This is a genomic window from Alterinioella nitratireducens (genome assembly GCF_013155465.1).
GTDB lineage: Bacteria > Pseudomonadota > Alphaproteobacteria > Rhodobacterales > Rhodobacteraceae > Alterinioella > Alterinioella nitratireducens.
On sequence record NZ_JABJVX010000001.1, the window covers coordinates 400378 to 426324 of the forward strand.

The 25947-nt window shown below is 66.8% G+C and carries 28 protein-coding genes; 15 read left to right on the plus strand and 13 right to left on the minus strand.

The window, feature by feature from the left end; all coding sequences use genetic code 11:
- Positions 1–43: 43 nt before the first annotated feature.
- Positions 44–211, plus strand: a complete 168-nt coding sequence (gene rpmG / locus HNS34_RS01950; RefSeq protein WP_035256543.1) for a 50S ribosomal protein L33 — start codon at positions 44–46, stop codon at positions 209–211.
- A 137-nt stretch (positions 212–348) separates the two neighbouring features.
- Here the strand turns inward: rpmG and HNS34_RS01955 are convergent, their stop codons facing one another.
- Positions 349–1125: a Bax inhibitor-1/YccA family protein gene (locus HNS34_RS01955; protein WP_172317435.1), complete on the minus strand. Its 777-nt coding sequence runs from the start codon at positions 1123–1125 to the stop codon at positions 349–351.
- A gap of 139 nt (positions 1126–1264) precedes the next feature.
- Entirely contained in the window at positions 1265–1477 is a 213-nt protein-coding gene (locus tag HNS34_RS01960) for a YjiS-like domain-containing protein (protein WP_172317437.1), read from the minus strand.
- A gap of 110 nt (positions 1478–1587) precedes the next feature.
- Between HNS34_RS01960 and HNS34_RS01965 the strand changes: the two genes are divergently transcribed.
- Positions 1588–2439, plus strand: coding sequence for a LysR family transcriptional regulator (locus HNS34_RS01965; RefSeq protein ID WP_172317439.1), 852 nt, complete (start codon positions 1588–1590; stop codon positions 2437–2439).
- Positions 2440–2694: 255 nt separating this feature from the next.
- Here HNS34_RS01965 and HNS34_RS01970 read toward each other — a convergent pair whose 3' ends face one another.
- Positions 2695–3660 (minus strand): NADPH:quinone oxidoreductase family protein, encoded by a 966-nt coding sequence (locus tag HNS34_RS01970; RefSeq protein ID WP_172317441.1) that lies wholly within the window; start codon positions 3658–3660, stop codon positions 2695–2697.
- A 141-nt stretch (positions 3661–3801) separates the two neighbouring features.
- On the opposite strand from HNS34_RS01970, the gene HNS34_RS01975 reads away from it, so the two are divergent.
- The 5 genes from HNS34_RS01975 to mgtE all read left to right on the plus strand — a co-directional run bounded on the left by HNS34_RS01975 (position 3802) and on the right by mgtE (position 8519).
- Entirely contained in the window at positions 3802–4167 is a 366-nt protein-coding gene (locus tag HNS34_RS01975) for a helix-turn-helix domain-containing protein (protein WP_172317443.1), read from the plus strand.
- A gap of 55 nt (positions 4168–4222) precedes the next feature.
- Positions 4223–5032 (plus strand): histidinol-phosphatase, encoded by an 810-nt coding sequence (hisN, locus tag HNS34_RS01980; RefSeq protein WP_172317445.1) that lies wholly within the window; start codon positions 4223–4225, stop codon positions 5030–5032.
- Between the two features lie 127 nt (positions 5033–5159).
- Positions 5160–6491, plus strand: a complete 1332-nt coding sequence (locus HNS34_RS01985) for an 8-oxoguanine deaminase (protein ID WP_172317447.1) — start codon at positions 5160–5162, stop codon at positions 6489–6491.
- Positions 6492–6504: 13 nt separating this feature from the next.
- Positions 6505–6915, plus strand: coding sequence for a CAP domain-containing protein (locus tag HNS34_RS01990; protein ID WP_214647392.1), 411 nt, complete (start codon positions 6505–6507; stop codon positions 6913–6915).
- Positions 6916–7130: 215 nt separating this feature from the next.
- Entirely contained in the window at positions 7131–8519 is a 1389-nt protein-coding gene (gene mgtE / locus HNS34_RS01995) for a magnesium transporter (RefSeq protein ID WP_172317449.1), read from the plus strand.
- A gap of 175 nt (positions 8520–8694) precedes the next feature.
- Here the strand turns inward: mgtE and HNS34_RS02000 are convergent, their stop codons facing one another.
- Positions 8695–11742: a hypothetical protein gene (locus HNS34_RS02000; protein WP_172317451.1), complete on the minus strand. Its 3048-nt coding sequence runs from the start codon at positions 11740–11742 to the stop codon at positions 8695–8697.
- 182 nt (positions 11743–11924) lie between these two features.
- On the opposite strand from HNS34_RS02000, the gene HNS34_RS02005 reads away from it, so the two are divergent.
- Entirely contained in the window at positions 11925–12617 is a 693-nt protein-coding gene (locus tag HNS34_RS02005) for an SIMPL domain-containing protein (RefSeq protein ID WP_172317453.1), read from the plus strand.
- A 263-nt stretch (positions 12618–12880) separates the two neighbouring features.
- Here HNS34_RS02005 and HNS34_RS02010 read toward each other — a convergent pair whose 3' ends face one another.
- From HNS34_RS02010 to ccmA, 6 genes are all read right to left on the minus strand, one after another.
- The gene (locus HNS34_RS02010) at positions 12881–14173 is read right to left on the minus strand and encodes an O-acetylhomoserine aminocarboxypropyltransferase/cysteine synthase family protein (protein ID WP_172317455.1); all 1293 of its coding nucleotides are present in this window, start codon (positions 14171–14173) and stop codon (positions 12881–12883) included.
- A 182-nt stretch (positions 14174–14355) separates the two neighbouring features.
- Positions 14356–14946, minus strand: coding sequence for a DsbE family thiol:disulfide interchange protein (locus tag HNS34_RS02015; protein ID WP_172317457.1), 591 nt, complete (start codon positions 14944–14946; stop codon positions 14356–14358).
- On the minus strand, positions 14943–15101 hold the full coding sequence (gene ccmD, locus HNS34_RS02020) for a heme exporter protein CcmD (RefSeq protein ID WP_172317459.1): 159 nt from the start codon (positions 15099–15101) through the stop codon (positions 14943–14945). The genes HNS34_RS02015 and ccmD overlap by 4 nt, the downstream gene beginning before the upstream one ends.
- Positions 15098–15826: a heme ABC transporter permease CcmC gene (gene ccmC, locus HNS34_RS02025; RefSeq protein ID WP_172317461.1), complete on the minus strand. Its 729-nt coding sequence runs from the start codon at positions 15824–15826 to the stop codon at positions 15098–15100. The genes ccmD and ccmC overlap by 4 nt, the downstream gene beginning before the upstream one ends.
- 56 nt (positions 15827–15882) lie before the next feature.
- A complete protein-coding gene (gene ccmB, locus HNS34_RS02030; RefSeq protein ID WP_172317463.1) occupies positions 15883–16539 on the minus strand; it encodes a heme exporter protein CcmB in 657 nt (218 codons plus the stop codon).
- Positions 16536–17162, minus strand: coding sequence for a heme ABC exporter ATP-binding protein CcmA (gene ccmA / locus HNS34_RS02035; protein ID WP_172317465.1), 627 nt, complete (start codon positions 17160–17162; stop codon positions 16536–16538). The genes ccmB and ccmA overlap by 4 nt, the downstream gene beginning before the upstream one ends.
- Before the next feature lie 185 nt (positions 17163–17347).
- Here ccmA and acnA point away from each other — a divergent pair, with 185 nt between their 5' ends.
- The 5 genes from acnA (at position 17348) to HNS34_RS02060 (ending at position 22504) form a co-directional block, all read left to right on the plus strand.
- A complete protein-coding gene (gene acnA, locus HNS34_RS02040) occupies positions 17348–20122 on the plus strand; it encodes an aconitate hydratase AcnA (RefSeq protein ID WP_172317467.1) in 2775 nt (924 codons plus the stop codon).
- A gap of 336 nt (positions 20123–20458) precedes the next feature.
- A complete protein-coding gene (locus HNS34_RS02045; protein ID WP_172317469.1) occupies positions 20459–20821 on the plus strand; it encodes a hypothetical protein in 363 nt (120 codons plus the stop codon).
- Between the two features lie 82 nt (positions 20822–20903).
- Positions 20904–21254, plus strand: coding sequence for a DOPA 4,5-dioxygenase family protein (locus HNS34_RS02050; protein WP_172317471.1), 351 nt, complete (start codon positions 20904–20906; stop codon positions 21252–21254).
- 6 nt (positions 21255–21260) lie between these two features.
- Positions 21261–21710 (plus strand): methyltransferase family protein, encoded by a 450-nt coding sequence (locus HNS34_RS02055; RefSeq protein WP_172317473.1) that lies wholly within the window; start codon positions 21261–21263, stop codon positions 21708–21710.
- A 77-nt stretch (positions 21711–21787) separates the two neighbouring features.
- On the plus strand, positions 21788–22504 hold the full coding sequence (locus tag HNS34_RS02060; RefSeq protein WP_172317475.1) for a DUF1223 domain-containing protein: 717 nt from the start codon (positions 21788–21790) through the stop codon (positions 22502–22504).
- Positions 22505–22511: 7 nt separating this feature from the next.
- On the opposite strand, the gene HNS34_RS02065 is transcribed toward HNS34_RS02060, so the two are convergent.
- Positions 22512–22727 (minus strand): hypothetical protein, encoded by a 216-nt coding sequence (locus HNS34_RS02065; protein WP_172317477.1) that lies wholly within the window; start codon positions 22725–22727, stop codon positions 22512–22514.
- A gap of 138 nt (positions 22728–22865) precedes the next feature.
- On the opposite strand from HNS34_RS02065, the gene HNS34_RS02070 reads away from it, so the two are divergent.
- Entirely contained in the window at positions 22866–23132 is a 267-nt protein-coding gene (locus HNS34_RS02070; protein WP_172317478.1) for a DUF2312 domain-containing protein, read from the plus strand.
- Between the two features lie 68 nt (positions 23133–23200).
- Here HNS34_RS02070 and HNS34_RS02075 read toward each other — a convergent pair whose 3' ends face one another.
- A complete protein-coding gene (locus HNS34_RS02075; protein WP_172317480.1) occupies positions 23201–24076 on the minus strand; it encodes a hypothetical protein in 876 nt (291 codons plus the stop codon).
- A 75-nt stretch (positions 24077–24151) separates the two neighbouring features.
- Positions 24152–24607: an Lrp/AsnC family transcriptional regulator gene (locus tag HNS34_RS02080; RefSeq protein WP_172317482.1), complete on the minus strand. Its 456-nt coding sequence runs from the start codon at positions 24605–24607 to the stop codon at positions 24152–24154.
- Between the two features lie 134 nt (positions 24608–24741).
- Between HNS34_RS02080 and ald the strand changes: the two genes are divergently transcribed.
- Positions 24742–25860, plus strand: a complete 1119-nt coding sequence (ald, locus tag HNS34_RS02085; RefSeq protein ID WP_172317484.1) for an alanine dehydrogenase — start codon at positions 24742–24744, stop codon at positions 25858–25860.
- Positions 25861–25947: the final 87 nt, after the last annotated feature.

The following is a 25947-nucleotide window of genomic DNA, read 5'->3' on the forward strand; positions in this document are numbered from 1 at the left end:
GCGGCCCTAGGCCCCTTGCGCCCCGCTGATCAGGAGTTTTCACATGGCGAAGCCGACCACCATCAAGATCCGCCTCAATTCTTCGGCGGGCACCGGCCACTTCTACGTGACCAAGAAGAACGCACGCACGATGACCGAGAAGATGGTCGTGAACAAATACGACCCCGTCGCGCGCAAGCATGTCGAATACAAGGAAGGCAAGATCAAGTAAGCCGATCTGCCGAACCGCTTTGCAAACGGGCCGCGCTGGTGATCCAGTCGCGGCCCGTTTTCCGTCTGGCGCCCTGGCCATGAAAAAAGGGCCGGTCACTGGCGACCGGCCCTTGATCCTGTCAGCTTGCGCCGCTGTTATTCCTGTTGCCCGAGGAACATTAGCAGGAACTGGAACATGTTCAGGAAGGCGATATAGAGGCTCAACGCGCCATCGACGGCGGCCTTGTCCAGCCACTCCTGGTCGTTATGCGCGGCGTGGGCCACGTATTCGGACTTGATCGCCTGGGTGTAGAAGGCGGTGAGACCGGCGAAGATCAGCAGGCCGACAACCGCGATCACGTTCATCATCAATTCGGACTGGATGAAGAGGTTGACGATCATCACGCCAAGCAGGCCGAACACGCCCATCATCAGGAACGTCCCCATGCCGCTGAGGTCGCGCTTGGTGGTGTAGCCGAACAGGCTGAGCCCCGCGAAGGCGATGGCGGTCACCAGGAAGGCCTGCACGATGGAATAGGGCGTGAAGACCAGGAAGATGGAGCTCATCGAGACGCCCATCACGGCGGAGAAGATGAAGAAGCCGAGCGAGACGGCAGCGGCCGAGCCCCGGCGCATCAGCGCGCCCCATCCGAAGAGCAGGAAGGCCAGCGGCGCGAACATCACCACCCATTTCAGCGGCGTGAGATACAGTGTTTCGCCAAGGCCGGTCAGATACGTGCCGGGACGCAGGGGCACGCCACCAGGAATATCGGTGACGGCAAGGCCCGAGATCGCCCACGCGGCGGCGGCGGTGATCACCATGCCGATCGACATGGTGCCATAGACCTTGTTCATGTGGGCCCGCAGGCCCTGGTCGATCTCGGCCTGGCTTACGGCTGCGCCGCGCGACCGGATCGTGTCAAACTCTGCCATGGAATCCTCCGATGAAAGGCAAGTGATTCGTATGGCGGAACGACATGCGCCCCGCCTCCTGCCTGAATATCGGCAAGGCGGGGCGCAAATTCAAGGATAACCGGGACCGATCCCGCGCGAATTTTCCGGAAATTCCGGCTCAGCGCAGCCAGCCCGCCGGAATGTTCCAGGCCGGGCGGTTGGATTCGACATAGACATCCGCCTCGGAGAGGCCCAGGTCGCGGCGCGCGGCGGCGTCCAGGCGGGTCAGGGCGCGGCGCTGGCGCCACGCGGAGAGGCCGGCAGCGGCATAGGCCAGAACGGACGGGCGGCGGGCGGTGGTGACGGGGCGGTGCAGGAGGGTATGTGCCATGGGAGGAGGCCTTTTCAGCAGTCGGATCATTTCGATGCTTGATATGTAGGCCGCCCATATCCATTATGAAAATGAATGTTCATGAACGCTTGCATCAAGGAACGTGATGAATGCGAAATCTCGATATGACCGCCCTGCGCGCCTTCGTGACCGTCGCCGATACCGGCGGCGTCACCCGTGCCAGCGGCTTCCTGAACCTCACGCAATCGGCGGTCTCGATGCAGTTGAAGCGGCTTGAGGAAAGCGTCGGTGTCTCGCTTCTGGATCGCTCGGCGCGCAAGCTGGCGCTGACCCGGCAGGGCGAACAGATGCTGAGCTACGCGCGCCGGATGCTGTCGCTGAACGATGAGGCGATGACCCGGCTGACCGCGCAGGATTACGAGGGGCAGCTGGCCCTGGGCGTGCCGAGCGACATCATCTACCCGGCGATCCCGCAGGTGTTGCAACGTTTCAACGCGACCTTTCCGCGAATGAAGGTGCAGCTGGTCAGCTCCTTCACCTCGCGCCTGCGCCGGATGCTGGAACGCGGCGAGGTCAACCTGACGCTGGCCACCGAACCGCATCTGGACAGCGGCGGCGAGACCCTGCTGGAGCGCCCCCTGGTCTGGGTCGGGGCCATCGACGGGCAGCAATGGCGCGCGCGCCCGCTGCGCCTGGCCTTCGAGGAGATGTGCATCTTCCGCCATGCCGTGCAGCGCGAGCTGGACCGCGCCGGGATCCCCTGGGAAATGGCCGTCGAAAGCGACAACACCCGCACCATCGAGGCCACGATCAGCGCCGATCTGGCCGTCAATGCCTGTATCGAGGGGGCCGAGCCGCGCTATGTCGCGCAGCTGCGCCATGGCGGCGCGCTGCCGGACCTGCCGCAGGTCAAGATCAACATGTACGGCGCCGACCTGGCCAAGAGCGAGCCGGAAAAGGCCATGGTGGAGTTCGTCCGCCAGGCCTTCGCGACGCTCTAGAGTTCGTCGCGTTCATTCGCATTCACGCAACGCCCTCTAATCTCTTGATGACGCATGTCCGAGAAGCTCAAAACCGGTTCCCACTTTTGAGAGACATGCTCTAGCCGGGCTCCCCCCGTCCCTGGCCTGCGCCTGCCCCCTTCTTTGTTCTGAAAATATCCCAGGGGGGTTTGGGGGGACAGCGTCCCCCCAACCGGTCGGATTGCCGAAGGCAATTCGACGCCAACGGCAACAAGGCGCAAGCGCGGACCATGGTCAGCCCGACATCACCACCACCACCTTGCCGGTCGATTTGCGCGCCTTCATCAGGGCCAGCGCATCGGCGGCCCGCTCCAGCGGGTAGGTCGCGCCGATATGGGGGTGCAGGCGGCCCGCCTCGTAGAGACGGAACAGCTCCGCCAGGCTGTCGCGCAGGATGTCGGGCGCAAAGCCCACATAGCCGCCCCAGTAGCACCCGATCACGGTCAGGTTCTTGACCAGCAGGATATTGGCGGGGATCTGCGGCACCTCGCCGCTGGCAAAGCCGATGGGGATCAGCCTCCCGCTCGGATTGCTCGCGCGCATCGCCGCCTTGAATTGGTCGCCGCCGACCGCGTCATAGACCACATCGGCCCCGCCAAGCGCGCGCACCGCCTCGCGGATATCGCCCGTTTCGCTGTCGATCAGGTGGTGCGCCCCGGCCGCGCGCGCCACCTCCAGCTTGGCGGCCCCTCGGGCGCAGGCGATCACCTCGGCCCCCATGCCGGCGCCGATCTCGACCGCCGTCAGCCCGACACCGCCCGCGGCCCCCAGGACCAGCAGCCGTTCGCCTTTCTGCAGCCGCGCCCGGTGGTCCAGCGCCAGGTGCGAGGTGCCATAGGCCACCAGGAACCCCGCCGCCTGGTCGAAGGGCATCGCATCGGGGATCGCCACCATGCGCGCGACCGGAAAGCAGCCCGCCTCGGCCAGCCCGCCCTGACCGGCAAAGACCGCCACGCGGGTGCCGGGGGCGGGGCCGTCCGTGTTCTGGCCGAGCGCCTCGACGATGCCCGCCACCTCCATCCCCATGGTGAAGGGCGGCGCGGGCGTGTCCTGGTAGCGGCCCGTCAGCATCAGCAGATCGGCGAAATTCAGCCCGCAGGCCGCGATCCGCACCAGCGCCTCGCCCTCTTGCGGCACGGGGCGGGGCAGTTCCTCGATCTCCGGCGCGGTATCGAACCCGTTCAATCGGAAGGCGCGCATCAATTTTCCTCTCGTTCCAGTTGCCGCCGCCGAGGCTAGCGCTACCTTAGCAGGATGCAACCGGGCAATCGCGGGTTCCCTATGGCCGCGCTTCCACCTATGGTTGTGCGCAAGGGTCGAGCGTATGGAGTATCGAGGACTATGAAGCATCCCGTGGATGTCCATGTTGGAAAGAGGATCCGCCACCGCCGCTGGATGGTCGAGATGACGCAGCAGCAACTGGCCGAACAGGTCGGCATCAAGTTCCAGCAGATCCAGAAATACGAGACCGGCATGAACCGGGTGAGCGCCTCGCGCCTGTGGGAAATTGCGGGCGCGATGGATGTGCCGGTCAGCTATTTCTTCGACGGGCTGGAGGGCGGCACGGAGGCGTCGGGTCCGCTGCCCGGCGACGTTCTGGCCGACCGCGAGGCGCTGGAACTGGTCCGCTCCTACTACGCGATTCCGGAAAACCAGCGCCGCCAGTTGTTCGAGCTGGCCCGCGTGCTGTCGGGCAGCGCCGCTTGACGGCAGGGGCGGGGCCGTGCCACGGGGCGTGCGAGCAGCAAGAAGGCCCGCGCCCATGACCCGCCCCGCGTTATCGCAAGACCTGACCGACGATCTGATCGCCACGGCGCATGCCATGGCAGATGCCGCGCGCGCGGTGATCCTGCCCTATTTCCGCACCGTCGACCTGGCCGCCGAGAACAAGCTGGCGGGCGGCTTCGATCCGGTGACCGAGGCCGACCGCGCCGCCGAGGCCGCGATGCGCGCCATCCTGGCCGAGCGCCGCCCCGAGGATGCCATCCTGGGCGAGGAATTCGGGGCGGCCCCCGGCACCAGCGGCCTGACCTGGGTGCTCGACCCCATCGACGGCACCCGCGCCTTCATCTCCGGCACGCCCACCTGGGGCGTGCTGATCGCGGTGCAGGGGACGGATGGCCCGCTCTATGGCCTCATTGACCAGCCCTATATCGGCGAGCGGTTCGAGGGCGGCTTTGGCCGCGCCGAGCTGACCGGCCCGCACGGACCCCGTCCCTTGCGCACCCGCCGGGGCCGGGGCCTGGCCGAGGCGGTTCTGTTCACCACCTTCCCCGAACTTGGCAGCGCGGCGGAACGGCGCGGCTTCGAAGCGGTGCGCGACCGGGTGCAACTGACCCGCTACGGCATGGATTGCTACGCCTACGGGCTGGTCGCGGGCGGCCATGTCGATCTGGTCATCGAGGCGGGCCTCAACGCCTATGACATCGCCGCCCCCATCGCGGTGATCGAGGCGGCGGGCGGCATCGTCACCGACTGGCAGGGCGGCCCGGTCCATGAGGGCGGGCGCGCGGTTGCGGCGGGCTGTCCCGAACTGCATCGAAATGTCCTGAAAATCCTATCTGATTTTTAGGATTTGCGGCGGGTGGGGCGCGCGCTAGGCTGCTCGGCAGGGATGCCTGGCCGCCTTTCACCCGTTTTATGCCACGCGCCCTCACACCTCGTGACACCAAACGGGCCGGATGAAGTGTGAGACATATATGACTGAAATCGTGATAAAATCCGCCAGCCTGATCCTGACGATGGATGATGCGGCGCGGGAACTTGCCGGCGTCGACATCCGGGTACGGGACGGCGTGATTGCCGAGATCGGCGCGGGCCTGACGGGCGGCGAGGCAATCGACGCCGCCGGATGCCTGGTGACACCCGGCCTCGTCAACACGCACCACCATCTCTACCAGAGCCTGACCCGCGCGGTGCCGCAAGCACAGGACGCGCTGCTTTTCGGCTGGTTGCAGACGCTCTACCCGATCTGGGCCCGCTTCGGCCCGGAGGAGATACATGTCTCCGCGCTCACCGGTTTGGCCGAACTGGCGCTCTCGGGCTGCACGCTGACCTCGGATCACCTCTATCTCTATCCCAATGGCGCGCGGCTGGATGACACCATCGCCGCCGCCGCGGAGATCGGCATGCGCTTCCACCCCACCCGTGGCGCCATGTCCATCGGCGAGAGCGATGGCGGCCTCCCGCCCGACAGCCTGGTCGAGCGTGAAGCCCACATCCTGAACGATTGCATCCGTGTCATCGACGCGTTCCACGACCCGGCCGAGGGCGCCATGTGCCGCGTCGGCATCGCGCCCTGTTCGCCCTTTTCGGTCAGCCGCGATCTGATGCGCGACGCGGCGATCCTGGCCCGTGACAAGGGCGTGATGCTGCATACGCACCTGGCCGAGAACGACGAGGATATCGCCTATTCCCTGGAGAAATTCGGCTGCCGCCCCGGCCAATATGCCGAAGACCTGGGTTGGACCGGCGATGATGTCTGGCATGCGCATTGCGTGAAACTCGATGGGCAAGAAATTGATCTCTTTGCGAAAACCCGCACCGGGATCGCGCATTGTCCGTGTTCCAACTGCCGGCTTGGCTCGGGCATCGCGCCCATCCGGGCGATGCGCGATGCAGGCGTCAAGGTGGGGCTCGGCGTCGATGGCTCGGCTTCCAACGATTCCGGCAATCTGGTGGCCGAGGCGCGCATGGCGATGCTCTTGCAACGGGTGCAGAGCGGCGCCGACGCGATGAGCGCGCGCGAGGCGCTGTGGATCGCCACGCGCGGCGGGGCGGAGGTTCTGGGGCGGCATGATTGCGGCCAGATCGCGACCGGCAAACGCGCCGATATCGCGATCTGGGACATGTCGGGCGTCGAGGCGGCGGGCAACTGGGACATGGGCGCGGCGTTGCTTGCGGGACCGACCCGCGTGCGCGACCTGCTGGTCGAGGGCCGCCGGATCGTGGCGGGTGGCCAGATCACCAGCATTGACCTGGCCGGCACGCTCGCGCGCCAGCGCAGCCTTGCCGCGGCATTGATGGCATAGGCGGGATGGGCGCATGATCCCCCGGCTTGTCCTCTTCGTCGTCCTGGTACTGCTGCCAATCCCGGCAGAGGCCGACCTTGCGCTGAACGCCTATCGAGAAGCGGAAGGGCGCGCGCCCCTGCAACGGATGGGCACGCTGGACGCCACCGCCGCGAGCCATGCCGCCGATCTGGCCGCGACGGGCCGCCTCAGCCATGAGGGGCGCTATGGATCGGATGTCATGGAGCGTGTGCGCCGCGCGGGGCTGACGCCCTGTTTCGTGGCCGAGAACATCGCCCTGGGGCAGGCCAGCGATGCCGCCACGCTGTCCGCCTGGGCGGCGTCCCCCGGCCACCGCCGCAACATGCTGGACCGGCGCGCGACGCTTTACGGCTTCGCCTCCGACGGCACAATCCGGGTGCTGGTGCTGGCCTCTCCTTGCTGACCGGACACCCTTTCATTTTGCCATAAATACCTGCGCCGCAGGCTGCCGTCGCTCTCTGCCAGGCACCGTCCCGGACGGCATGGGCCCCTGCCTCACCACAGGCGCCCGCAACTGCGTCCACGCAGTTGCCCCCGTCATTTCCGGCAGCCTTCCCCCTGTCATCTCCGCACCCGCCGCTTTATGTTGAGCCCGAACAGCGACCCGGGGGCAGGCCTATGGCAAAAGACGAGTTGAGCGGCACGGAGGGCTACGAGGACGCCTATGCACTGGATGCGACGCTCTACGAGGATGTCATCGCGGCGGTCGATGCGGGGGACGAGGCGCGGCTGGACGCGCTTTTCGAACCGCTCCACCCCGCCGATATCGCCGACCTTCTGGAACAGATGTCCTCGGGCGAGCGGGCCGAGCTGCTCGGCGCCTACAGCCGCGCCATCGACGGCGAGGTGCTCTCCGATCTCGACGAGGTGCTGCGCGAGGAGGTCATCTCGCTCCTGCCCGAGGGCGCGCTGGCCGAGGCGGTGCGCGACCTGGAAAGCGACGATGTCGTGGACCTTCTGGAGGATATCGAGGATGCCGGGCAGCAGCAGGCCATCCTCGGCGCGCTCGACGATGATGACCGGGCGGCGGTCGAGGCCGCGCTCAGCTATCCCGAGGACTCCGCCGGCCGCCTCATGCAGACCGAGGTGGTCCGCGTGCCCGAGTTCTGGAGCGTGGGCGAGACCATTGATTTCCTGCGCAGCCAGACCGAGGATCTGCCCGAACAGTTCTATCACGTGATCCTGGTCGACCCGCGCATGAAGCCGGTGGGCAACGTGACGCTCGGGCGGCTCCTGTCCACCCCACGCCCCGTCATGATGCGTGATCTGGTCGAGGAGATGTTCCGCACCATCCCCGCCGACCAGCCCCAGGCCGACGTGGCCTATGCGTTCAACCAGTATCACCTGATCTCGGCCCCCGTTGTGGATGCCGACGGGCGGCTGGTGGGCGTCATCACCATCGACGATGCCATGATCGTGCTGGAGGAAGAGGCCGAGGAGGACATCCTGCGTCTCGCCGGTGTCGGCGACAGCAGCCTCAGCGACCGCATTCTCGAGACCACGAAACGCCGCTTTCCCTGGCTCTTCGTCAACCTGATCACCGCGATCCTGGCCTCCGCCGTCATCGCGCAGTTCGAGGAGACCATCGCGCAATTCGTGGCGCTGGCGGTGCTGATGCCGATTGTGGCCTCGATGGGCGGCAATGCCGGAACCCAGAGCCTGACCGTCGCGGTGCGCGCCATCGCCACGCGCGACCTCACCGGCTCGAACCTCATGCGCGTCGTCCTGCGCGAGGCCGGGGCGGGCCTGATCAACGGGCTGGCCTTTGCCCTCGTCATGGGGCTGATCGGCTATTTCTGGTTCGCATCGGCCGCCCTTGGCGGCGTCATCGCGGTCGCCATGGTGATCAACCTGGTGATCGCGGGGCTTGCGGGCGTATTGGTGCCGGTGACGCTGGAACGGCTCAAGATCGACCCGGCGCTGGCCTCGGGCGCGTTTGTCACCACCGTGACCGATATCGTGGGCTTCTTCGCCTTCCTGGGGCTGGCGGCGGTGGTGCTGCTCTGACCCAGGCTTGATTTCACCGGGACCAGCGCGCCTTCCTTGGTCTGAAAATATCCTGGGGGATCGTCATTGTTGCGCCATTGGTCCGGGCGACACTGGCGACGGGGCGAGCCCCCCAACCGGTCGGATTGCCGAAGGCAATTCGAACCTACCGATCCGGATCGGCGCAGCGCCTGCGTCAACCCGCCGGCATTTCCAACGTGATCGTGCGGCCGCGCTTGATATATTGCAGGGCATTCTCGCCGATCGCGGCGACCTGGCCGCCATCGAGGCGATCGCCGCGCTCGACCGTGACGAAGCGGCCCGAGGGCAGGCGCACCAGCGCGCGCCGGTCCGACGGGCTGCCGGAGACGCCGATCAGGTTGATCCGGCGCAGGTTGATCGCGTTTTCCTGGGTCGCGGCGCGGGTCACCGAGGCCGAGCTGGGGACCGAGGGCTGCACCGTATCCGAGATGCTGGCGGCTACGACGGGCGCGGGCTCGGTGCTGTCGGCCTCGCGCGCGGTCTCGACCAGTGCCGCGAAATTCGCGGGCCGGGTGGACGGCACGAAGGAGACCGCGACGGCCATCGGGCTGTCGCTCGTGATCTCGGCGGGGTCGGTCCCCAGGGCGAGGGTCTCGGCCTCGGATTCTGTCACTTCGGCGGTGGCAAGTTCCTGGATCGAGGCGGGGCGCGTATCTGGCCGGATGCGCGCCAGTTCGGAATAGGAGATGCCGCCCAGTATCTGCCGTTCGCGGGTTTCCTGCAGATCGGCGGGGCGCTGATCGGGGCGCAGCGCGGCCAGCACGGCGGTGTCGATCGCGCCTGCCGTCGGATCGGCCTCGCCCGCTGTGCCATCGGCCTCGGCCTCGGCGGCGGCCAGGGCTGCCGGGTTGTCGCCGGGGCGCGGCCGCGGCGTGACCTCCGGCGTGCCCGCATAGATCAAGATACCATCGGGGTTCAGCGCGCCTTCGGCCTCCGGCACGACCAACCCGTTATCATCGAAGACAAACTCCGTGTCTGGATCGACCGGAATGGTTTGCCTGCGCGGCAGGTCGCCCGCGGGATTGAAGGCGGGGACGGGCAGGGCGATGGCGTCATGGATGGTGACGGGGGGATCGAGGCTGGCCAGCAGAACATCGTCCAGCGCCTCTTCCGGCACCGGCAGGTCGATCACCGGCGGGCGCTGCCAGATGCCGGTGCGGGCATAGAAGGCCTCGTTTTCCGCGCGTGTGGGCAGGAGCGTCTCGGGATCGACGCGCGGCGCGACCGGGGCAAGATCGAGGTCGGCGTCGATATCGGGCAGAAGCTCGGGCGCCTCCGGCGTCTCGGCGGGCACCTCGGGCGCGCTGGCCTCGGGCTGCAGGCCCGCGATGCCGTCGCCCGCGGTCCCGGCCTCGGGCAGGGCGGGCGGCGCGGCGATTTCGGGGGCGGGTTCGGAGACGGTTATCACCGGCTCCTCCCGCCCCATCCCGAGCCAGCGCGCAAGCGCGGTGTCGGGCAGGTAGAGCGCGGCCCAGATCGCGATCAGGCCGAGCACCGCCAGCAGGATCAGCGTCAGGATCAGACCCGCGCGCAGCGACGGACCCTTGGGCCTGGACATCGCCTCGCGCGCCAGAAGCCCGCCGGTCAGCGAGGCATCGGCATCCGTCATCGGCGCGGTCGGCGCGGGGGATTTCCGCCCGGCCGCCTTTTCCGCGCGCCGCGGCTTGGTGGCGGGCGGCGGCGCGATGGTGGCGGGTTTGGCGGCGGGGTTTTCCTGGCGCTCCTGCGCGGAGTCGGCAGCCGTGCCGCTTTTCGCGCCGGGGCGTCGGGCCAGCGTCTTGAGCCGCGACCGGATCGAGCCGACCGGGGTTGGTGTCGGAGCCGCCTCCGCCCCTGCCTCCGCCTCGGGCGCCGGGGCCGCGCCGGTCTGCGACTGTTTCTTCGCGCTCAGCCGCTTGCCCATGCCCGAAAGCCGCCCCCGCCGTGCGGGTTTCGCGGCCCCCCCCGCACCGGTCGCGGTCGAGAGCGGCGGCAGGTCGGGGCGGGGCACAGGGTCGGAGGAGGACAGGCTTGTGCTGGCGCGCTGCGCCTGGAGCTTGGTCCGCGTCAGCGGCGGCAGTTCCGGCGCGGGACCGGCGGCAGAGGGGCGCGCGGGGCTGGTTTCCGGGTCGTCAAGCGGATCGGGCAGGGTCTCGCCGCGTCCGAAGCGCGGGCGGTCGCCCGTGTCGTCCCCAGTGTCGTCGCCCATGTCGTCGCCCGTGGCGGTGCCGCGGCTCAACTCGGGAGGGGAAATACCGAAGCGCGGCGGGCGCGAGCCGATCCGGTCGGCAACGGCATCGTCCGGGTTGTCGCGATCCCGGCGCAGGCCGAAACCCTCCGGCAGGGACAGGGCCGAGAGTTGCACCTGCGCGGCGTTTTCGGCGTTGTCCCGCGTGGTCTCGACCGCTGTGCCGGTCGCGGGCTTCGCGGCCTTGGAGGGGGCCTTGACCGCGTCTCCGGTGACGGGATCGGGGGCCGGGCCGTCCGCCCCTTCGGCGGCTTCTGGCGGGTCGGTCCTGTCCTTCGGCTCGTCTTTCGGCTCGTCTTTCGGTGCGGGTGCGTCCTTGGTCTTGGCTGTCGCCGCCTTCGCCGCGTCCTCGGCCTTGTCGGGCGCTCTATCGGCCTCAGCCTCGGGCACGGCCTCCTTTGCCAGTTCCGCTGCTGCTGCCTCTGCGGGCTTGGCATTCGACTTGGGCCAGCTGTCGCGCCCGAACTCGATCTCGGTCAGCGATGCGGTCCAGTCTGGTTCGCGGTCGAACAGCGCCACGCCCGGAAAGCGATTGTCCACGGGCCGCGCGGCAAAGCCCGCCGGCTCGAACCCGTGTTCCTTGGCGAAGCTCTCGGCCTCGGCCAGGGTTTCGCGCGCGACGACCGCCAGCTTGACCCGGCCATATTCCAGCGGCGTGTAATCGAAGGCCAGATCCTCGACCGGGTAGGGCGTCAGCCCCTCCAGGCCGCTGCGAATCTGCTCCAGCCGATCCTCCTCATCGGGGCCGGGCGCGGTCAGCGACGTGAACAGAACCTGGTCGTCGGGCAGGACCACCAGCGTGGTGAACTTGCCATCCGCCCGCTCCTCGGCCCGCTTGCGCAGAGCGGTCAGCGCGACCGACAGGTCGTCCACATCCAGCGGCGTATCGGCCAGCACGGCCCAATGGCCCTTTGGCTGGCGATGCGCCAATGCGATTCCATCGGGTGATAGAAACAGAGCGAATTCCGGTGCCATTGATGCCTCTGATGCCGTTCGGTCAGATCGGGCCGCGAATCCCCCCGGGACGGCCCTCATCCTGAAAACCCGGTCTCTATAGCAGGAATTCGCCAAGGAAAACCTACTGCCGCCCGACCGGGTGCGGGTTGGCGGAAATCATCCTAAGCTCTTTGGGCAAAATGTAAAAGGAAAGTCGCCGCATGAAACCTATTGTCCTTGTTCTGGGTCTGATCCTGGCCGCCCCGGTCGCAACTCCGGCCCTGGCCGATGATCCCGCAATCCTGACGGTAACCGGACGCGGTGAGGTCCAGGCCAGCCCCGACATGGCGACGATCTCGCTTGGCGTCGTCACCCGCGATGCGGCCGCTGCCGATGCGCTGTCGCGGAACTCCGCCCGCATGGCGCGCATCTTCGAGGTGCTGCGGGGGGCCGGTATCGCCGAGGCGGACATGCAGACCACCCGCTTCGATCTGACCCCGGTCTGGCAGGACGCGCGCGAGGGCGGCGGCGACCCGGCCCGGATCGAGGCCTACCGCGTGACCAATGCGCTTGCCGTGATCGTGCGCGACATCGACGCGCTCGGCGAGGTGCTCGATGCGGTGGCCGAGGCCGGGGCGAACGAGTTCCGCGGCATCAGCTTCGGCCTGCAGGAGCCCGGGCCCCTGACCGACGAGGCCCGCATCGCGGCGGTGGAGGCCGCGCAGGCCCGCGCCGCGCTCTATGCCGAGGCGGCGGGCGTCACGCTTGGCGATGTGCTGGAGCTGTCCGAGCAGACCGGCCCCGAGCCGCGCCCGCAGATGATGGAGATGGCCACGCGCAGCGCGGTCCCGGTGGCGGAAGGCGCGCTGTCCCTCACGGCGCAGGTCACGATCACCTACGAGATCGAAAACTGAACCCTGTCAAATGATTAGAGCATGTCGATCAAAAGTGGGAACCGGTTTTGAGCTTCTCGGACATGCGTCATCAAGAGGTTAGAGGGCGCCTGCGTGAATGCGAATGAACGCGACGAACTCTAACGCATGCCCGTTACCCTTAACGCGCGCGCCCTCATCTTCATTTTGCCAGAAATACCTTCGGGGGGTGTGGGGGGCGGGGGGTGTGGGGGGCAGACAGCCCCCCACGGATCGGATTGCCGTCAGGCAATCCGACGCAAAGGTCAGGCGGTGGCCTTGGTCAATGCCTGGTCCAGATCGGCAATCAGATCCTCGAAATTCTCGGTCCCGATCGACAGGCGCACCACGTTCGGGGCCGCGCCCGCCGCCTCCTGCTGCTCCGGCGTCAACTGCCGGTGCGTGGTCGAGGCCGAATGGATCACCAGCGACCTCGTATCGCCCAGGTTGGCGACATGGCTGAAGATCTCAAGGGAATCGACCAGCTTCACGCAGGCCTCGTAGCCGCCCTTCACGGCAAAGGTGAAGAGGGCGCCGGCACCTTTCGGGCAGACCTTCTCGATCCGGGCATAATAGGGCGAGCTTTCCAGCCCCGCATAGGTCACGAAATCGACCCGGTCGTCGGCCTCCAGCCATTTCGCCAGTTTCACCGCGTTCTCGACATGGCGTTCCATGCGCAGCGACAGCGTCTCGATCCCCATCAGCGTGTAATGCGCCGCCTGCGGGTTCATCGTCATGCCAAGGTCGCGCAGCCCGATCGCGATGGAATGGAAGGTGAAGGCCATCGGCCCGAGCACCTCGGCGAAGACCAGCCCGTGATAGGCCGGTTCCGGCTGGCTGAGCGAGGGGAATTTGTCCGACGCCATCCAGTCGAACTTGCCCGAATCGACGACGCAGCCGCCGGTGACGGTGCCGTTGCCGGTCAGGAACTTGGTGGTGGAATGCACCACCAGCGTCGCGCCCAGGCTGATCGGGTTGCACAGGTAGGGCGTGGCCGATGTGTTGTCGACGATCAGCGGCAGCCCCGCCGCATCGGTGATGTCGGCAATGGCGCGGATATCGGTGATATAGCCGCCGGGGTTGGCGATGCTTTCGCAGAACACCGCGCGGGTGTCCTCGTCAATCGCCGATTTCACCGCGTCCAGATCGTCGAAATCGACGAATTTGGCCGACCAGCCGAAGCGCTTGATGGTCTGGCTCATCTGGGTGACCGTGCCGCCATAGAGACGGGTCGAGACCACGACGTTCCTGCCCGGCCCCATCAGCGGGAACAGCGCCATGATCTGCGCCGCGTGGCCCGAGGAACAGCAGACCGCACCGGCGCCGCCCTCCAGCGTGGCGATGCGTTCTTGCAGCACGGCGACGGTGGGGTTGGTCAGGCGCGAGTAGATATAGCCGACCTCTTGCAGGTTGAAGAGGGCCGCGGCGTGATCGGCATCGCGGAACACATAGGCGGTGGTCTGGTAGATCGGCGTCTGCCGCGCGCCGGTGGCGGGGTCGGGCTTGGCGCCCGCGTGGATCTGCAGCGTGTCGAAACCGTAGGTGGGTGCGTCGGACATCGGGCGAAAGCCTCCCTGATCAAGAAATTCCCGCATCGTCTTAGGCCAAGTTCCCCCGCGTCACAACAGAGCGCTTTGGCGCGCAGGGCGGGCGGCGCGGGAACAGGGACGGTTTCGCCAGTTCAGGCGGCGGGCAGGAATATCCGTCTTGCCAACGGCGAGAGGGACGGGACGGGCGTTCGTCACTGCTGCGCGATGGCCTCGGCGCCTTGCAGCGTGTAACCGGCCTCGGCCAAGGCCGGGATCACCTGGTTGCGCAGGCTGCGGCGCAGGACCGGGCCCCGCAAATGCAGCACGACGATACCTTCGTCGTTGACGAAGAAGGTCTCGGGCAACGCCGCCACGCCCCACTCCCGGCCGGCACGGGCCTCGGGATCGGCCCCGATCAGGTCGTAAGGGTTGCCGAGATCGGACAGGAAGCCGAGCGCATCGTCGGGCGCATCGCGGTAATTCACCCCGTAAAGCGGGTTGCCCGCCTCGGCCAGCGCGGTCAGGGTCGGGTGCTCGGCGCGGCAGGGCACGCACCAGCTGGCGAAGAAATTGACGATCACCAACCCGTTGCCTTCAAGATCGGCGCGGGTCAGTCCGGGCAATTGCGCGAGCGGTTGCAGGTCGAGATCCGGCGCCACGCTGCCCGCGCGGGTCGAGGGCAGGGCGGCGGAATCGCCCCCCCTCGCCGGATCGCCGCGATTGAGCACAAGCTGCGCCAGGAAGAAACCCGATATTGCCGCCGTGACGATCAGCGGCAGGGCCAGCAACCAGTTGTATTTCATTTGACGTTTTCCCGACGCGCCTCGGCATCGCGCAACTGGCGCAAGGTGCGCCGCGCCTTCCAGATGGATGCGGCGACGAGCACCGCGAGAAGCAGCAGCGTCCCGGCATAGGCCGACAGCACCTCGACCCGGTAGGCCCCCAGATCCGGCATCATGCCATCCTCTCGCGTTGCACCAGCGCTTGCAGGCGGCGGGCGCGGATCTCGGTCCTCGTGCGGTAGAGCACGAGCGCCAGGAAGAGCAGGAAGAACCCGCCGATACTGGTCCAGAGCGGGTAGGCGAAGACATCGGCCACGTTTTCCTCGGCATCCATCGACAGCGACGCGCCCTGATGCAGGCCCTGGTTCCAGAAGAGGATCGCGTAGCGCGAGATCACGGCAAAGACCGTGCCGACAAGGCACAGAACGGAGGTCAGGTCGGCGGCGGCGTCCGGGTTCTCGACCGCTTCCCACAGCGCGATATAACCGAGGTAGAAGAGGAACAGGATCAGGAAGGCGGTCAGGCGCGGATCCCATTCCCACCAACTGCCCCACATCGGCTGCCCCCAGACCGCGCCGGTGAAAAGACCGATCAGCGTGAAGACCATGCCCACGGGGGCGGCGGCCTTGGCGGCCAGGGCGCTGACATGGTGGCGGCGAATGAGCCAAATCAGCGAGGTCACAAGCATCATGAACCAGACCGAGGTCGCCATGATCGCGGCGGGCACATGCAGGTAGATGATCTTGACGGTGGAGCCCTGGCGGAAATCGTCGGGCGTGAAGAAGAAGCCCCAGATCAGCCCGCCGACCAGCACGATCGCGGCAGCTGCGCTGACCCATGGCAGCACAGCGCCCGAAAGGGCCATGAACTTGCGTGGATTTGCATATTCCCAGATCGACATGCGCCGCAACCTATGCCGCGTTACCTTGCATCACAATGGGGCTTGAGGACGCGCGCCTAGCGCAGATTGACGCGGAGGGCGGCGGCGGCGGCGAAGGGCATCGCGGCCAGCGTCGCCAGCGTGACCCCGGCCAGCAATGCCAGCGGTGTGGCGGCGTCCAGCCCGTCCGCCCCGCGCCGCACGGCCTCGGCCCCGAAGATCAGCGTCGGCACATAGAGCGGCAGCACCAATAGCGACATGAGCAGCCCGCCGCGTCTCAGCCCCACCGTCAGCGCCGCGCCGAAACTGCCGATGGCGGAAAGGGCGGGCGTGCCGAGCGTGAGCGACGCGATGAGCCAGGGGAACCCCTCGGCGGGCAGGTTCAGCAGCACGGCCAGCACCGGGCTGAGCGCGACCAGCGGCAGGCCGGTGGTGATCCAATGCGCCAGCGCCTTGACGGCGGCGACGGCCTCCAGCGGCAGCGGCGCGGTGGCCAGCAGGTCGAGCGATCCGTCCTCCCAGTCCAGCGCGAAGATGCGGTCCAGCGACAAGAGGCAGGCCAGAAGCGCCCCGATCCAGAGAATCCCCGGCGCGATGCGGGCCAGGGTCGCGGTCTCGGGGCCGATCCCGAAGGGCATCAGGACGGTGACGATCAGGAAGAAGGCAAGGCCAAGCCCGAACCCGCCGCCGGCGCGGAAGGCGAGCCGAAGATCTCGTAGAAGAAGTCCCTTCACAACGCGCCCCCGGACAGGAACGGATCGGCGCTCTGGCGCTCGGTCCGTGCGATGAAGGGGGTGATGTCGAGGCTTTGCACATCCTCCAGCCCGAGGTCGATATGGGTGGCGATGACGGCGATCCCGCCCGCGTCCAGATGCCCGCGCACAGCCGCGCCGAAGCGGGCGACGTTCTGGGTATCCAGCGACACTGTGGGTTCATCCAGGCACCAGATCGGCCGCCCGGTAACCAGAAGCCGCGCCAGGCTCAGCCGCCGTTTCTGCCCCGCCGAAAGGTTGCCTGCCCGCCGGTCCAGAAGGCCCGCAAGGTCGAACCCCTCGACCGCCGCCGATATGTCGCGCCCGCCGAAGACACCCGCCCAGAAGGTCAGGTTCTCGGCGACGCTGAGCTGCGCTTTCAGCCCGTCGGCATGGCCCGCGTAGGCGATCGCATCCTCGGGCGCGTCGATCCGGCCCGCGACGGGCGGCGTCAGCCCCGCCAGCGCGCGCAGCAGGGTTGTCTTGCCCGACCCGTTCGGCCCGCGCAGGACAAGCCCTTCGCCCGGCGCCAGCGCAAAGCCCACCCCGGTCAGGATCGGAACACCGCCTCGGGCGCAGGACAGGGCGTCTACAACAAGCGTCATGGGCCGAACCCCTAGCCCAAACCGGGCAAGGGGGGAAGCGCCAGCCTGTCACAGCGCGAAACCCCTCAATTTCAGTATGCCATTGCATACAAAATCGCCGCACCCCCCTTGATCGGGGCAGGGTTTGCTGGCATGTGAAGCGGCAGCGATACCCAATTTCCGCGCAGTTCAGGGAGGCCCCACCCATGCCCATTACCGTCGGTCAAGACAGCGCCAAGACGCGCAAGACGCTCACCGTTGGCGACCAGTCCGTCGCCTATTACTCCATCCCCGCCGCCGAGGCCGCCGGGCTTGGCGATTTCTCCAAGCTGCCCGCCGCCCTGAAAGTAGTGCTGGAAAACATGCTGCGCTTCGAGGATGGCAAGACCGTCACGGTGGACGACATCAAGGCGTTCTCAGACTGGGCCGACAAGGGCGGCCAGAACCCGCGCGAGATCGCCTATCGCCCTGCGCGCGTGTTGATGCAGGATTTCACCGGGGTTCCGGCGGTCGTTGATCTGGCGGCGATGCGTGACGGCATCGTGGCGCTTGGTGGCGACGCGCAGCAGATCAACCCGCTGAACCCGGTCGATCTGGTCATCGACCACTCGGTCATGATCGACGAGTTCGGCAACCCGCGTGCTTTCCAGATGAACGTCGACCGCGAATATGAACGCAACATGGAGCGCTACCAGTTCCTGAAATGGGGGCAGGGCGCGTTCAACAATTTCCGCGTGGTGCCGCCGGGCACCGGCATCTGCCACCAGGTCAACCTGGAATATCTGGGCAAGACGGTCTGGACCGACGAGGACCAGAATGGCGAGAGCGTGGCCTATCCCGACACGCTGGTCGGCACCGACAGCCACACCACCATGATCAACGGCCTGGCCGTCCTGGGATGGGGCGTCGGCGGGATCGAGGCCGAGGCCGCGATGCTGGGGCAGCCGATTTCCATGCTGATCCCCGAGGTTGTGGGCTTCGAGCTGACCGGCAAGATGGTCGAGGGCTGCACCGGCACCGACCTGGTGCTGAAAGTGGTCGAGATGCTGCGCAAAAAGGGCGTGGTCAGCAAGTTCGTCGAGTTCTACGGCGAGGGTCTGAACCACCTGCCGCTGGCCGACCGCGCCACCATCGCCAACATGGCCCCCGAATACGGCGCCACCTGCGGCTTCTTCCCGATCGACGGCGAAACCCTGCGCTACCTGGAGCTGACCGGCCGCGACAAGGACCGCATCGCGCTGGTCGAGGCCTATGCCAAGGAAAACGGCATGTGGCGCGATGACAGCTATGCGCCGATCTATACCGACACGCTGAGCCTGGACATGGGGTCGGTCGTGCCCGCCATTTCCGGCCCGAAACGGCCCCAGGATCACATCGCGCTGGATGCCGCCGCGTCGGAATTCACGAAATATGTCAACGGCTTCCGCGAAGGCCGCGATGTCCGGGCCAAGGATGAGACGCGCTGGTTGGGCGAAGGCGGCGCGCCCGAGCCCCGCGACATCCCCGGCAGTACCGGCCAGCACGAGCACGCCTTCGTCAGCACCGAGGACGGCCATTACCAGCTGCATGACGGCTCGGTCGTGATCGCCTCGATCACGTCCTGCACCAACACCTCGAATCCTTACGTGATGATCGGCGCGGGGCTGGTGGCACGCAAGGCGCGCGAGTTGGGCCTGAACCGCAAGCCCTGGGTCAAGACCTCGCTGGCGCCGGGCAGCCAGGTCGTTTCGGAATACCTGGAAGCCGCCGGGCTTCAGGACGATCTGGATGCCATCGGCTTCAACCTCGTGGGCTATGGCTGCACCACCTGCATCGGCAATTCCGGCCCGCTGGAGCCCGCGATCAGCAAGGCGATCAACGACAACGATCTGATCGGCGTCTCGGTCCTGTCGGGCAACCGCAATTTCGAGGGCCGGATTTCACCGGACGTGCGCGCCAACTACCTGGCCAGCCCGCCGCTGGTCGTGGCCTATGCGCTGGCCGGGGACATGAATATCGACATCACGAAGGATCCGCTGGCCGAGGACAAGGACGGCAACCCGGTCTACCTGAAAGACCTCTGGCCCTCCCAGAAGGAGATCGCCGACCTGGTCCAGAAGACGGTGACCCGGAAAGCCTTCATCGAGAAATACGCCGATGTCTTCAAGGGCGACGAGAAATGGCAGCAGGTGGAAACCTCAGAGGCCGAGACCTATGACTGGCCGCCGCAATCCACCTATGTGCAGAACCCGCCCTATTTCCAGGGCATGAGCAAGGAACCCGGCACGATCTCGAATATCGAGAATGCCAAGGTGCTGGCGGTTCTGGGCGACATGGTCACCACCGACCACATCAGCCCCGCCGGGTCGTTCAAGGAAAGCACGCCCGCCGGTCAATACCTGGTCGAACGCCAGGTGCCGGTGCGCGAGTTCAACTCCTACGGCTCACGGCGCGGCAACCACGAGGTCATGATGCGCGGCACCTTCGCCAATATCCGCATCAAGAACGAGATGCTGGACGGGGTCGAGGGCGGCTACACGCTTGGGCCCGACGGCAAGCAGACCTCGATCTACGACGCCGCGATGGCGCATCAGGAGGCGGGCACGCCGCTGGTCATCTTCGGCGGTGAGCAATACGGCGCGGGCTCCTCGCGCGATTGGGCAGCCAAGGGCACCGCGCTTCTGGGCGTCAAGGCCGTGATCGCGGAAAACTTCGAGCGTATCCACCGCTCCAACCTCGTCGGCATGGGCGTGATCCCGTTCGAGTTCACCGGCGGCGACACCCGCAAGACGCTTGGGTTGACCGGCAAGGAAACGGTCTCGATCCTGGGGCTCGACGAGGTCAAGCCGCAGCAGGAGGTGCCCTGCAAGATCACGATGGAGGACGGCACGGTGAAGGAGATCACACTCAAGTGCCGCATAGATACCGCCATCGAGAAGGAATATGTCGAACATGGCGGCGTGCTGCATTACGTGCTGCGCGACCTGGCCAAGGCGGGGTGACGGGCAGGGTGGGCAGGGATCTGCCCACCTTTTCCAAGGTTATCGGAGGGCAGGACTGCCCACCCTGTGCGCGCTGGAAAATCATGACGGGCCGCGTTGCGACCGGAAAGCCTGTTTTGGTGAGAATAGGCACGTGCTTGGCGCGTTGCATACCCGCGCCCGCCCGAAGGCGCGCCTTACCCGATGCGATGATGGAGATTGGACTGAGCCAATACCTGCGACTTACGATTTCTGTTACCTCTCGGATCCACGCCGCCCGACAGGTCGATCGTAGCCGGGTCAGGAACGGTTGAAAGCAGTAGGCGTTCCGACAATCTGGACGCCATCGACGACGGAATGACCAACTCGGGACAGTCGGCGACCTTGACGGATTCCCCCAACCCGGTGACCGTGGTGGGGCCTGCGGGGCCGGGCAACGATCCGATGATCGTCGATGGCGGCCTCTATTTCATCTTGACCAACGCCAACAGCCTTTCCGGGCAGAAAATCGGCTATGACGGATACGGTTCTAATCTCGGACGCGCCGCCTTCGACAACCACGCCGAATATCTCGACCTCTACGGGGCCGAGCGCATCATCCCCGAGATGGCACAGCCGCGGATTTCCACCGCGCGGCTGTTGCCGGACGCCCTCAAGGCGCGGCTCGGGATTTTCGGTGGAACCGCCGCAGAAACTGCCCCAGTTCGGGCGGTGTCCTGACGGGGCAGGCCCCCAACCGCCTCTGGCGATACTCCCGCGCTTGATCTAGACTGGGGCGGTTACGAGAGGGGGGGCTTGCGCCATGACCGGAACCGCCGAAATCAAGGGTTATCACGCCCATGTCTATTTCACGGCGCAGACCCGCGCGCGGGCGCAGGAGCTGTGCGAGGCGGCGCATGAGGTTTTCGGCGTCGGGATGGGCCGGCTGCATGACAAGCCCGTCGGCCCGCATCCCTGCGGCTCGTGCCAGCTGTCCGCCACGCCCGAGGAGTTCGCCCGCCTGCTGCCCTGGCTGGCGTTGAACCGGGGCGGGCTGGTCGTCTTCGCCCATCCGATCACCGGCGAGAGCAAACCGGCGCAACTGGCCGATCACCGCGATCACGCGATCTGGCTTGGCTGCGGGCTGGACCTCGACCTGTCGATCTTCCAGTGACGCTTGATGAAGGGATTTCCCGATCTGCCGCCGATCTGGTTCGCGGGTTTCTGCCTCGCCGCCTGGCTGCTGGCGCGCGAATTGCCGCTGGTGCTGGCCTTCGGGCCGGTCTTCTGGGGGCTCGGGCTGGTGCTGATCGCGGGCGGAGCGGGGCTGATCGTCTGGTCCGCGCTGTGGTTCCAGGCCAAGCGCACCACGATCGAGCCGCATCACGCGCCGCGCGTGCTGATTACCGAGGGCCCGTTCCGCTTCTCGCGCAATCCGATCTACCTGGGGCTGGTGGCGATGCTGACGGGCTATGTGCTCTGGCTCGGGGCGCTCAGCGCGGCGCTGCTGCCGGGGCTGTTCATCTCGGTCCTCACCCTGCGCTTCATTCAACCGGAAGAAGAACGCCTGATCGAAACCTTCGGGCTGGAGGCGCGCCGTTACATGCAGACCACAGGCCGCTGGCTGTAACGAAATATCGCAAAGGCTTGATTGGTAAGCCGGGCTTCGGATGGCTAGGTCTAGGTCATAGACCCGAAGGGACCCCCATGCGCCGCATCGCCTTTGCCCTCGCCCTGATCCTCGGCCTCGCGCCGGCCACCGCGCCGCGCGCGGATGGCCCCGTCGTGAATGTACCCGTCGTGATCGAGCTTTTTACCAGCCAGGGTTGTTCCGCCTGTCCGCCCGCCGATGCGCTTCTGGCCGAGCTCGCGACGCGCGACGACGTCATCCCGCTGGCGCTGCATGTCGATTACTGGGATTACATCGGGTGGGAGGACACTTTTGCCTCGCGCCAGTTCACCCGCCGTCAGCACGCCTATGCCCGCGCGGCGGGGCGGCGCATGGTCTACACGCCCCAGATGATCATTGGCGGCGGCGAGCATGTCGTCGGCAGCGAGACGATGCGCGTGGCCGACCTGATCATGACCCAACGCGAGGTCGAATACCCGGTGCATGTGCGGCTGAGCCGCGAGGGCTCGGTCCTGAATATCGAGGCCGAGGCCACAATGGCGATGCCTGATGACGCGATGGTGGTGCAGGTCGTGCGCTACGATCCGACGGCAACCGTCGAGATCCGGCGCGGCGAGAATGCGGGCCGCACCTTCACCTATACCAATATCGTCACCGAATGGTCGCAGGTCGGCACCTGGACCGGCGAGGAGCCTTTCCGCCTCAGCCTGACAGATGCCAGCGACACACCCGTGGTGGTGATCGTGCAGGAGGCCGGACCGGGTCTGATCCTGGGGGCGGCGCGGCTGGAATAGGGCGGGCCTAGGCCAGGAGCACGCCCAGGACGACCGACATCAGCCCGAGGGCCGACAGCAACAGCGCGCCCATGTTGATGAAGACGATGCGTTGCAGGCGTGCGCGCGTCTCCTCGTCGGCCAGCCCCGCGCGCCGCACCCTGAGCGCCGCCGCGATGCAATAGCCGATCAGCACCAGCCCCGCCAATGTCAGCCCCGCGCCGACCCAGACCAGCCACACCATCCCCGATATCCTTTCGCCGCCCCTCTGCCGTTTTGGGCCTTAGCCCGCCGGGGGCCGCTTCGCAAGTCTTGCGAGGGCGCGGGCGTCGGGGTAGACCGCTGGCAAGAGCTGATTTCCAACAACAAAGGCAGGCCCGTGATGGACGACACCGCTTCCTCCCCCCCCGACAGCTACCGCGTGACCGCAGACGAGCTGCGCCAGTTCATCGAACGGTTCGAGCGGCTCGAGGCCGAGAAAAAGGACATCGCGGACCAGCAGAAGGAGGTCATGGCCGAGGCCAAGGGGCGCGGCTATGACACCAAGGTGATCCGCAAGGTCGTGGCGCTGCGCAAGCGCGAGCCCGACGATATCGCCGAGGAAGAGGCGGTGCTGGAGATGTACAAGGAAGCCCTGGGCATGCGCTGATTGCGGGGGGGGAAACTGCGTCGACGCAGTTTGCGTGCGCGGGGTCGACCCCGCGCATCGCCCCGGTCTCACGGCGTGATCAGCGTGACGCCGGGGATGCGGGCGACCGCGTCCATGTCATCCTCGTAGGCGTCGGTCATCGCCTCCAGCATCTCGGGCGACCAGCCGGGTGTGTCCAGTTCTTCCTCGATCATGTCGTCGCGCACGTATTTGTCGAGGAAGGCCGCCGTCACCCGGCGCCGCAGCATCTCGTTTTCCGGCGGGTTCTTCTCCAGATATTCCTGCAACCGCTTGAAACCCTTGGGCTCCATCAACTCCTCCAGCAGGTCATCGACGCCCGCCAGAGGGGCCGTCGGGTTGCAGCCGGCCATCTCGCGCAGGACTTCGCCCCAGATCAGCGGCGTATCCTCGTTGCACCAGACCGTGACCGGGCTGTCGGGCACCGCGGCGCGCATCCGCATCAGCATTTCCGACCAGGCCAGCGCGAGGGGCTGCATGTCGTCGGTGAACTCGGCGAAATCGGTAAAGCGCGAGCCTTTGAAAAGCGTCGGGATCAGCGTGGCGGGGTCGCGCATGCCGACGAAGAACTCCACCTCGGCCTCGGGGAAGAGGTTGCGCAGGTTGCGCGCCTTGCGCTCGATCTTGGGCCAGATCTGCGGCCCGATCATGACCAGGCGCGGGATGGTGACGATCTTGGCATCCGAGAACACCACCCGCGCGGCACCATCGGGCACCTGCGCGGCCTCAAGGATGGCGTCCTGCATTTCGAGCGGCGCAGGCGCACCGGCCAGCGCGCGCATCGTGTCCGAGATCACGCCGCGATACTGCGCCGGGGTGGGGATGGCGATGCCGTCGCGGGCCAGCGCCTCGCGGTTGCGCAGGAGCGACTTGATCAGCCGGTCGTCATCCGTGCAGGGCGCGCCGATGTGAAACACTAACTGCATGTGATCCCCCTCGAACCTCTCGTTTTTATGGGCCTTTGGGGGCAACCTACAGAAGCCCCCGGCCAAGCAAAACCCCTATCTGACCGGGTAGCCCTGCCAGTGTTTGATGGGGCGCAGGGCAAAGGTCGTGTGCATCGCCGCGACATGGGGCAGGGTGGCCAGCCCGTCGCGGTGGATGCGGTCGTAATCGTCCATGTCGCGGGCGCTGACGCGCAGGGTGTAATCGGCCTGGCCGCTGGTCAGGTGGCATTCCAGGATGTCATCGGCGGCGCGCACCGCCTGCTCGAACGCCTGCAGCACGCTGCGTTCCTGGCTTTTCAGGGTGATCTCGACAAAGACCAGCAGGCTGAAGCCCAGTTTCCTGCGGCTCAGCCGGGCGGCGTATCCGGCGATGATGCCCGCGCCTTCAAGCGCCTTGATGCGGCGGTGACAGGCCGAGGCGGAGAGACCCAGATCGGCGGCCAGATCGGCCACCGGGCGGTGCGAATCGCGTTGCAGGGCGCGCAGGATGCGGGTGTCGATCTGGTCCATTATTTTCCGGATACCGTGGTTGATGCGCAAGAAACTTGCAGAAACTCAGCATAACATCAGGAAAAAATCAACAAAATCCCGGCGTTTCGCGGGTATTTTACGCGCAATTCACGCATAGGGGGAGGACCAGCGCCATGAAGATCGGATGCCCGAAGGAAATCAAGAACCACGAATACCGCGTCGGCATAACGCCCGAAAGCGCCGAAGAGATGATCGCGCATGGCCATCAGGTCGTGATCGAGGCGGGGGCCGGGGCCGGAATCGGGGCCGAGGATGACGCCTACCGCGCCGCGGGCGCCGCGATTGTCGATACGGCGCAAGAGGTCTTTGCCACCGCCGACATGATCGTCAAGGTCAAGGAACCCCAGGCCGGTGAGCGCGCGATGCTGCGCGAGGGGCAGATCCTCTATACCTACCTGCACCTCGCCCCCGATCCCGCCCAGACCAAGGATCTCGTGGCCTCGGGCGCGACCTGTATCGCCTATGAGACCGTCACCGACCGCCATGGCGGCCTGCCGCTGCTCAAGCCGATGAGCCAGGTCGCGGGCCGGATGTCGGTCCATGCCGGGGCCTCGGCGCTGGAAAAGGCCCATGGCGGGCGCGGCGTGCTGCTTGGCGGTGTGCCGGGTGTGGCGCCGGGCAAGGTCACCGTCCTGGGCGGCGGCGTCGTCGGGTTCAACGCGGCGCAGATGGCCGTGGGGCTTGGCGCGGATGTCACCATCCTCGACCGCAACCCGGAAGTGCTGGAGCGTCTGGCAATCCATTTCGAGGCCCGCGCCATGACGCGCTTCTCGAACCAGGCGAACCTCGCCGAATGCGTGGCCGAGGCCGACATGGTCATCGGCGCGGTGCTGCTGCCTGGTGCCGCCGCGCCCAAGCTGGTCAGCCGCGACATGCTGTCGACGATGAAGCCCGGCGCGGTGATGGTCGACGTGGCCATCGACCAGGGCGGGTGTTTCGAAACCTCGAAGGCGACCACCCATGCCGATCCGACCTACCTGGTCGATGGTATCGTGCATTACTGCGTCGCCAACATGCCGGGTGCCGTGGCCCGCACCTCGACCTATGCGCTGAACAACGTGACGCTGCCGCATGCCCTGCGCATCGCCGACAAGGGCTGGCAGGAAGCACTGCGCGCCGATCCGCATCTGGCAAACGGTCTCAACGTCTGGAACGGCAAGGTCACCTACAAGGCCGTCGCCGAGGCGCTTGGCCTGGACTATACCGACGTCGCCTCGGCGCTGGCCGCCTGAGACGCCGCGCGGGCAGGGGGTGCGGACCTCTGCCCGCGTCACCCTGCCCGAGGCTTTCGCGCTGGACCTCCCCGCCCAGTTGCGGCA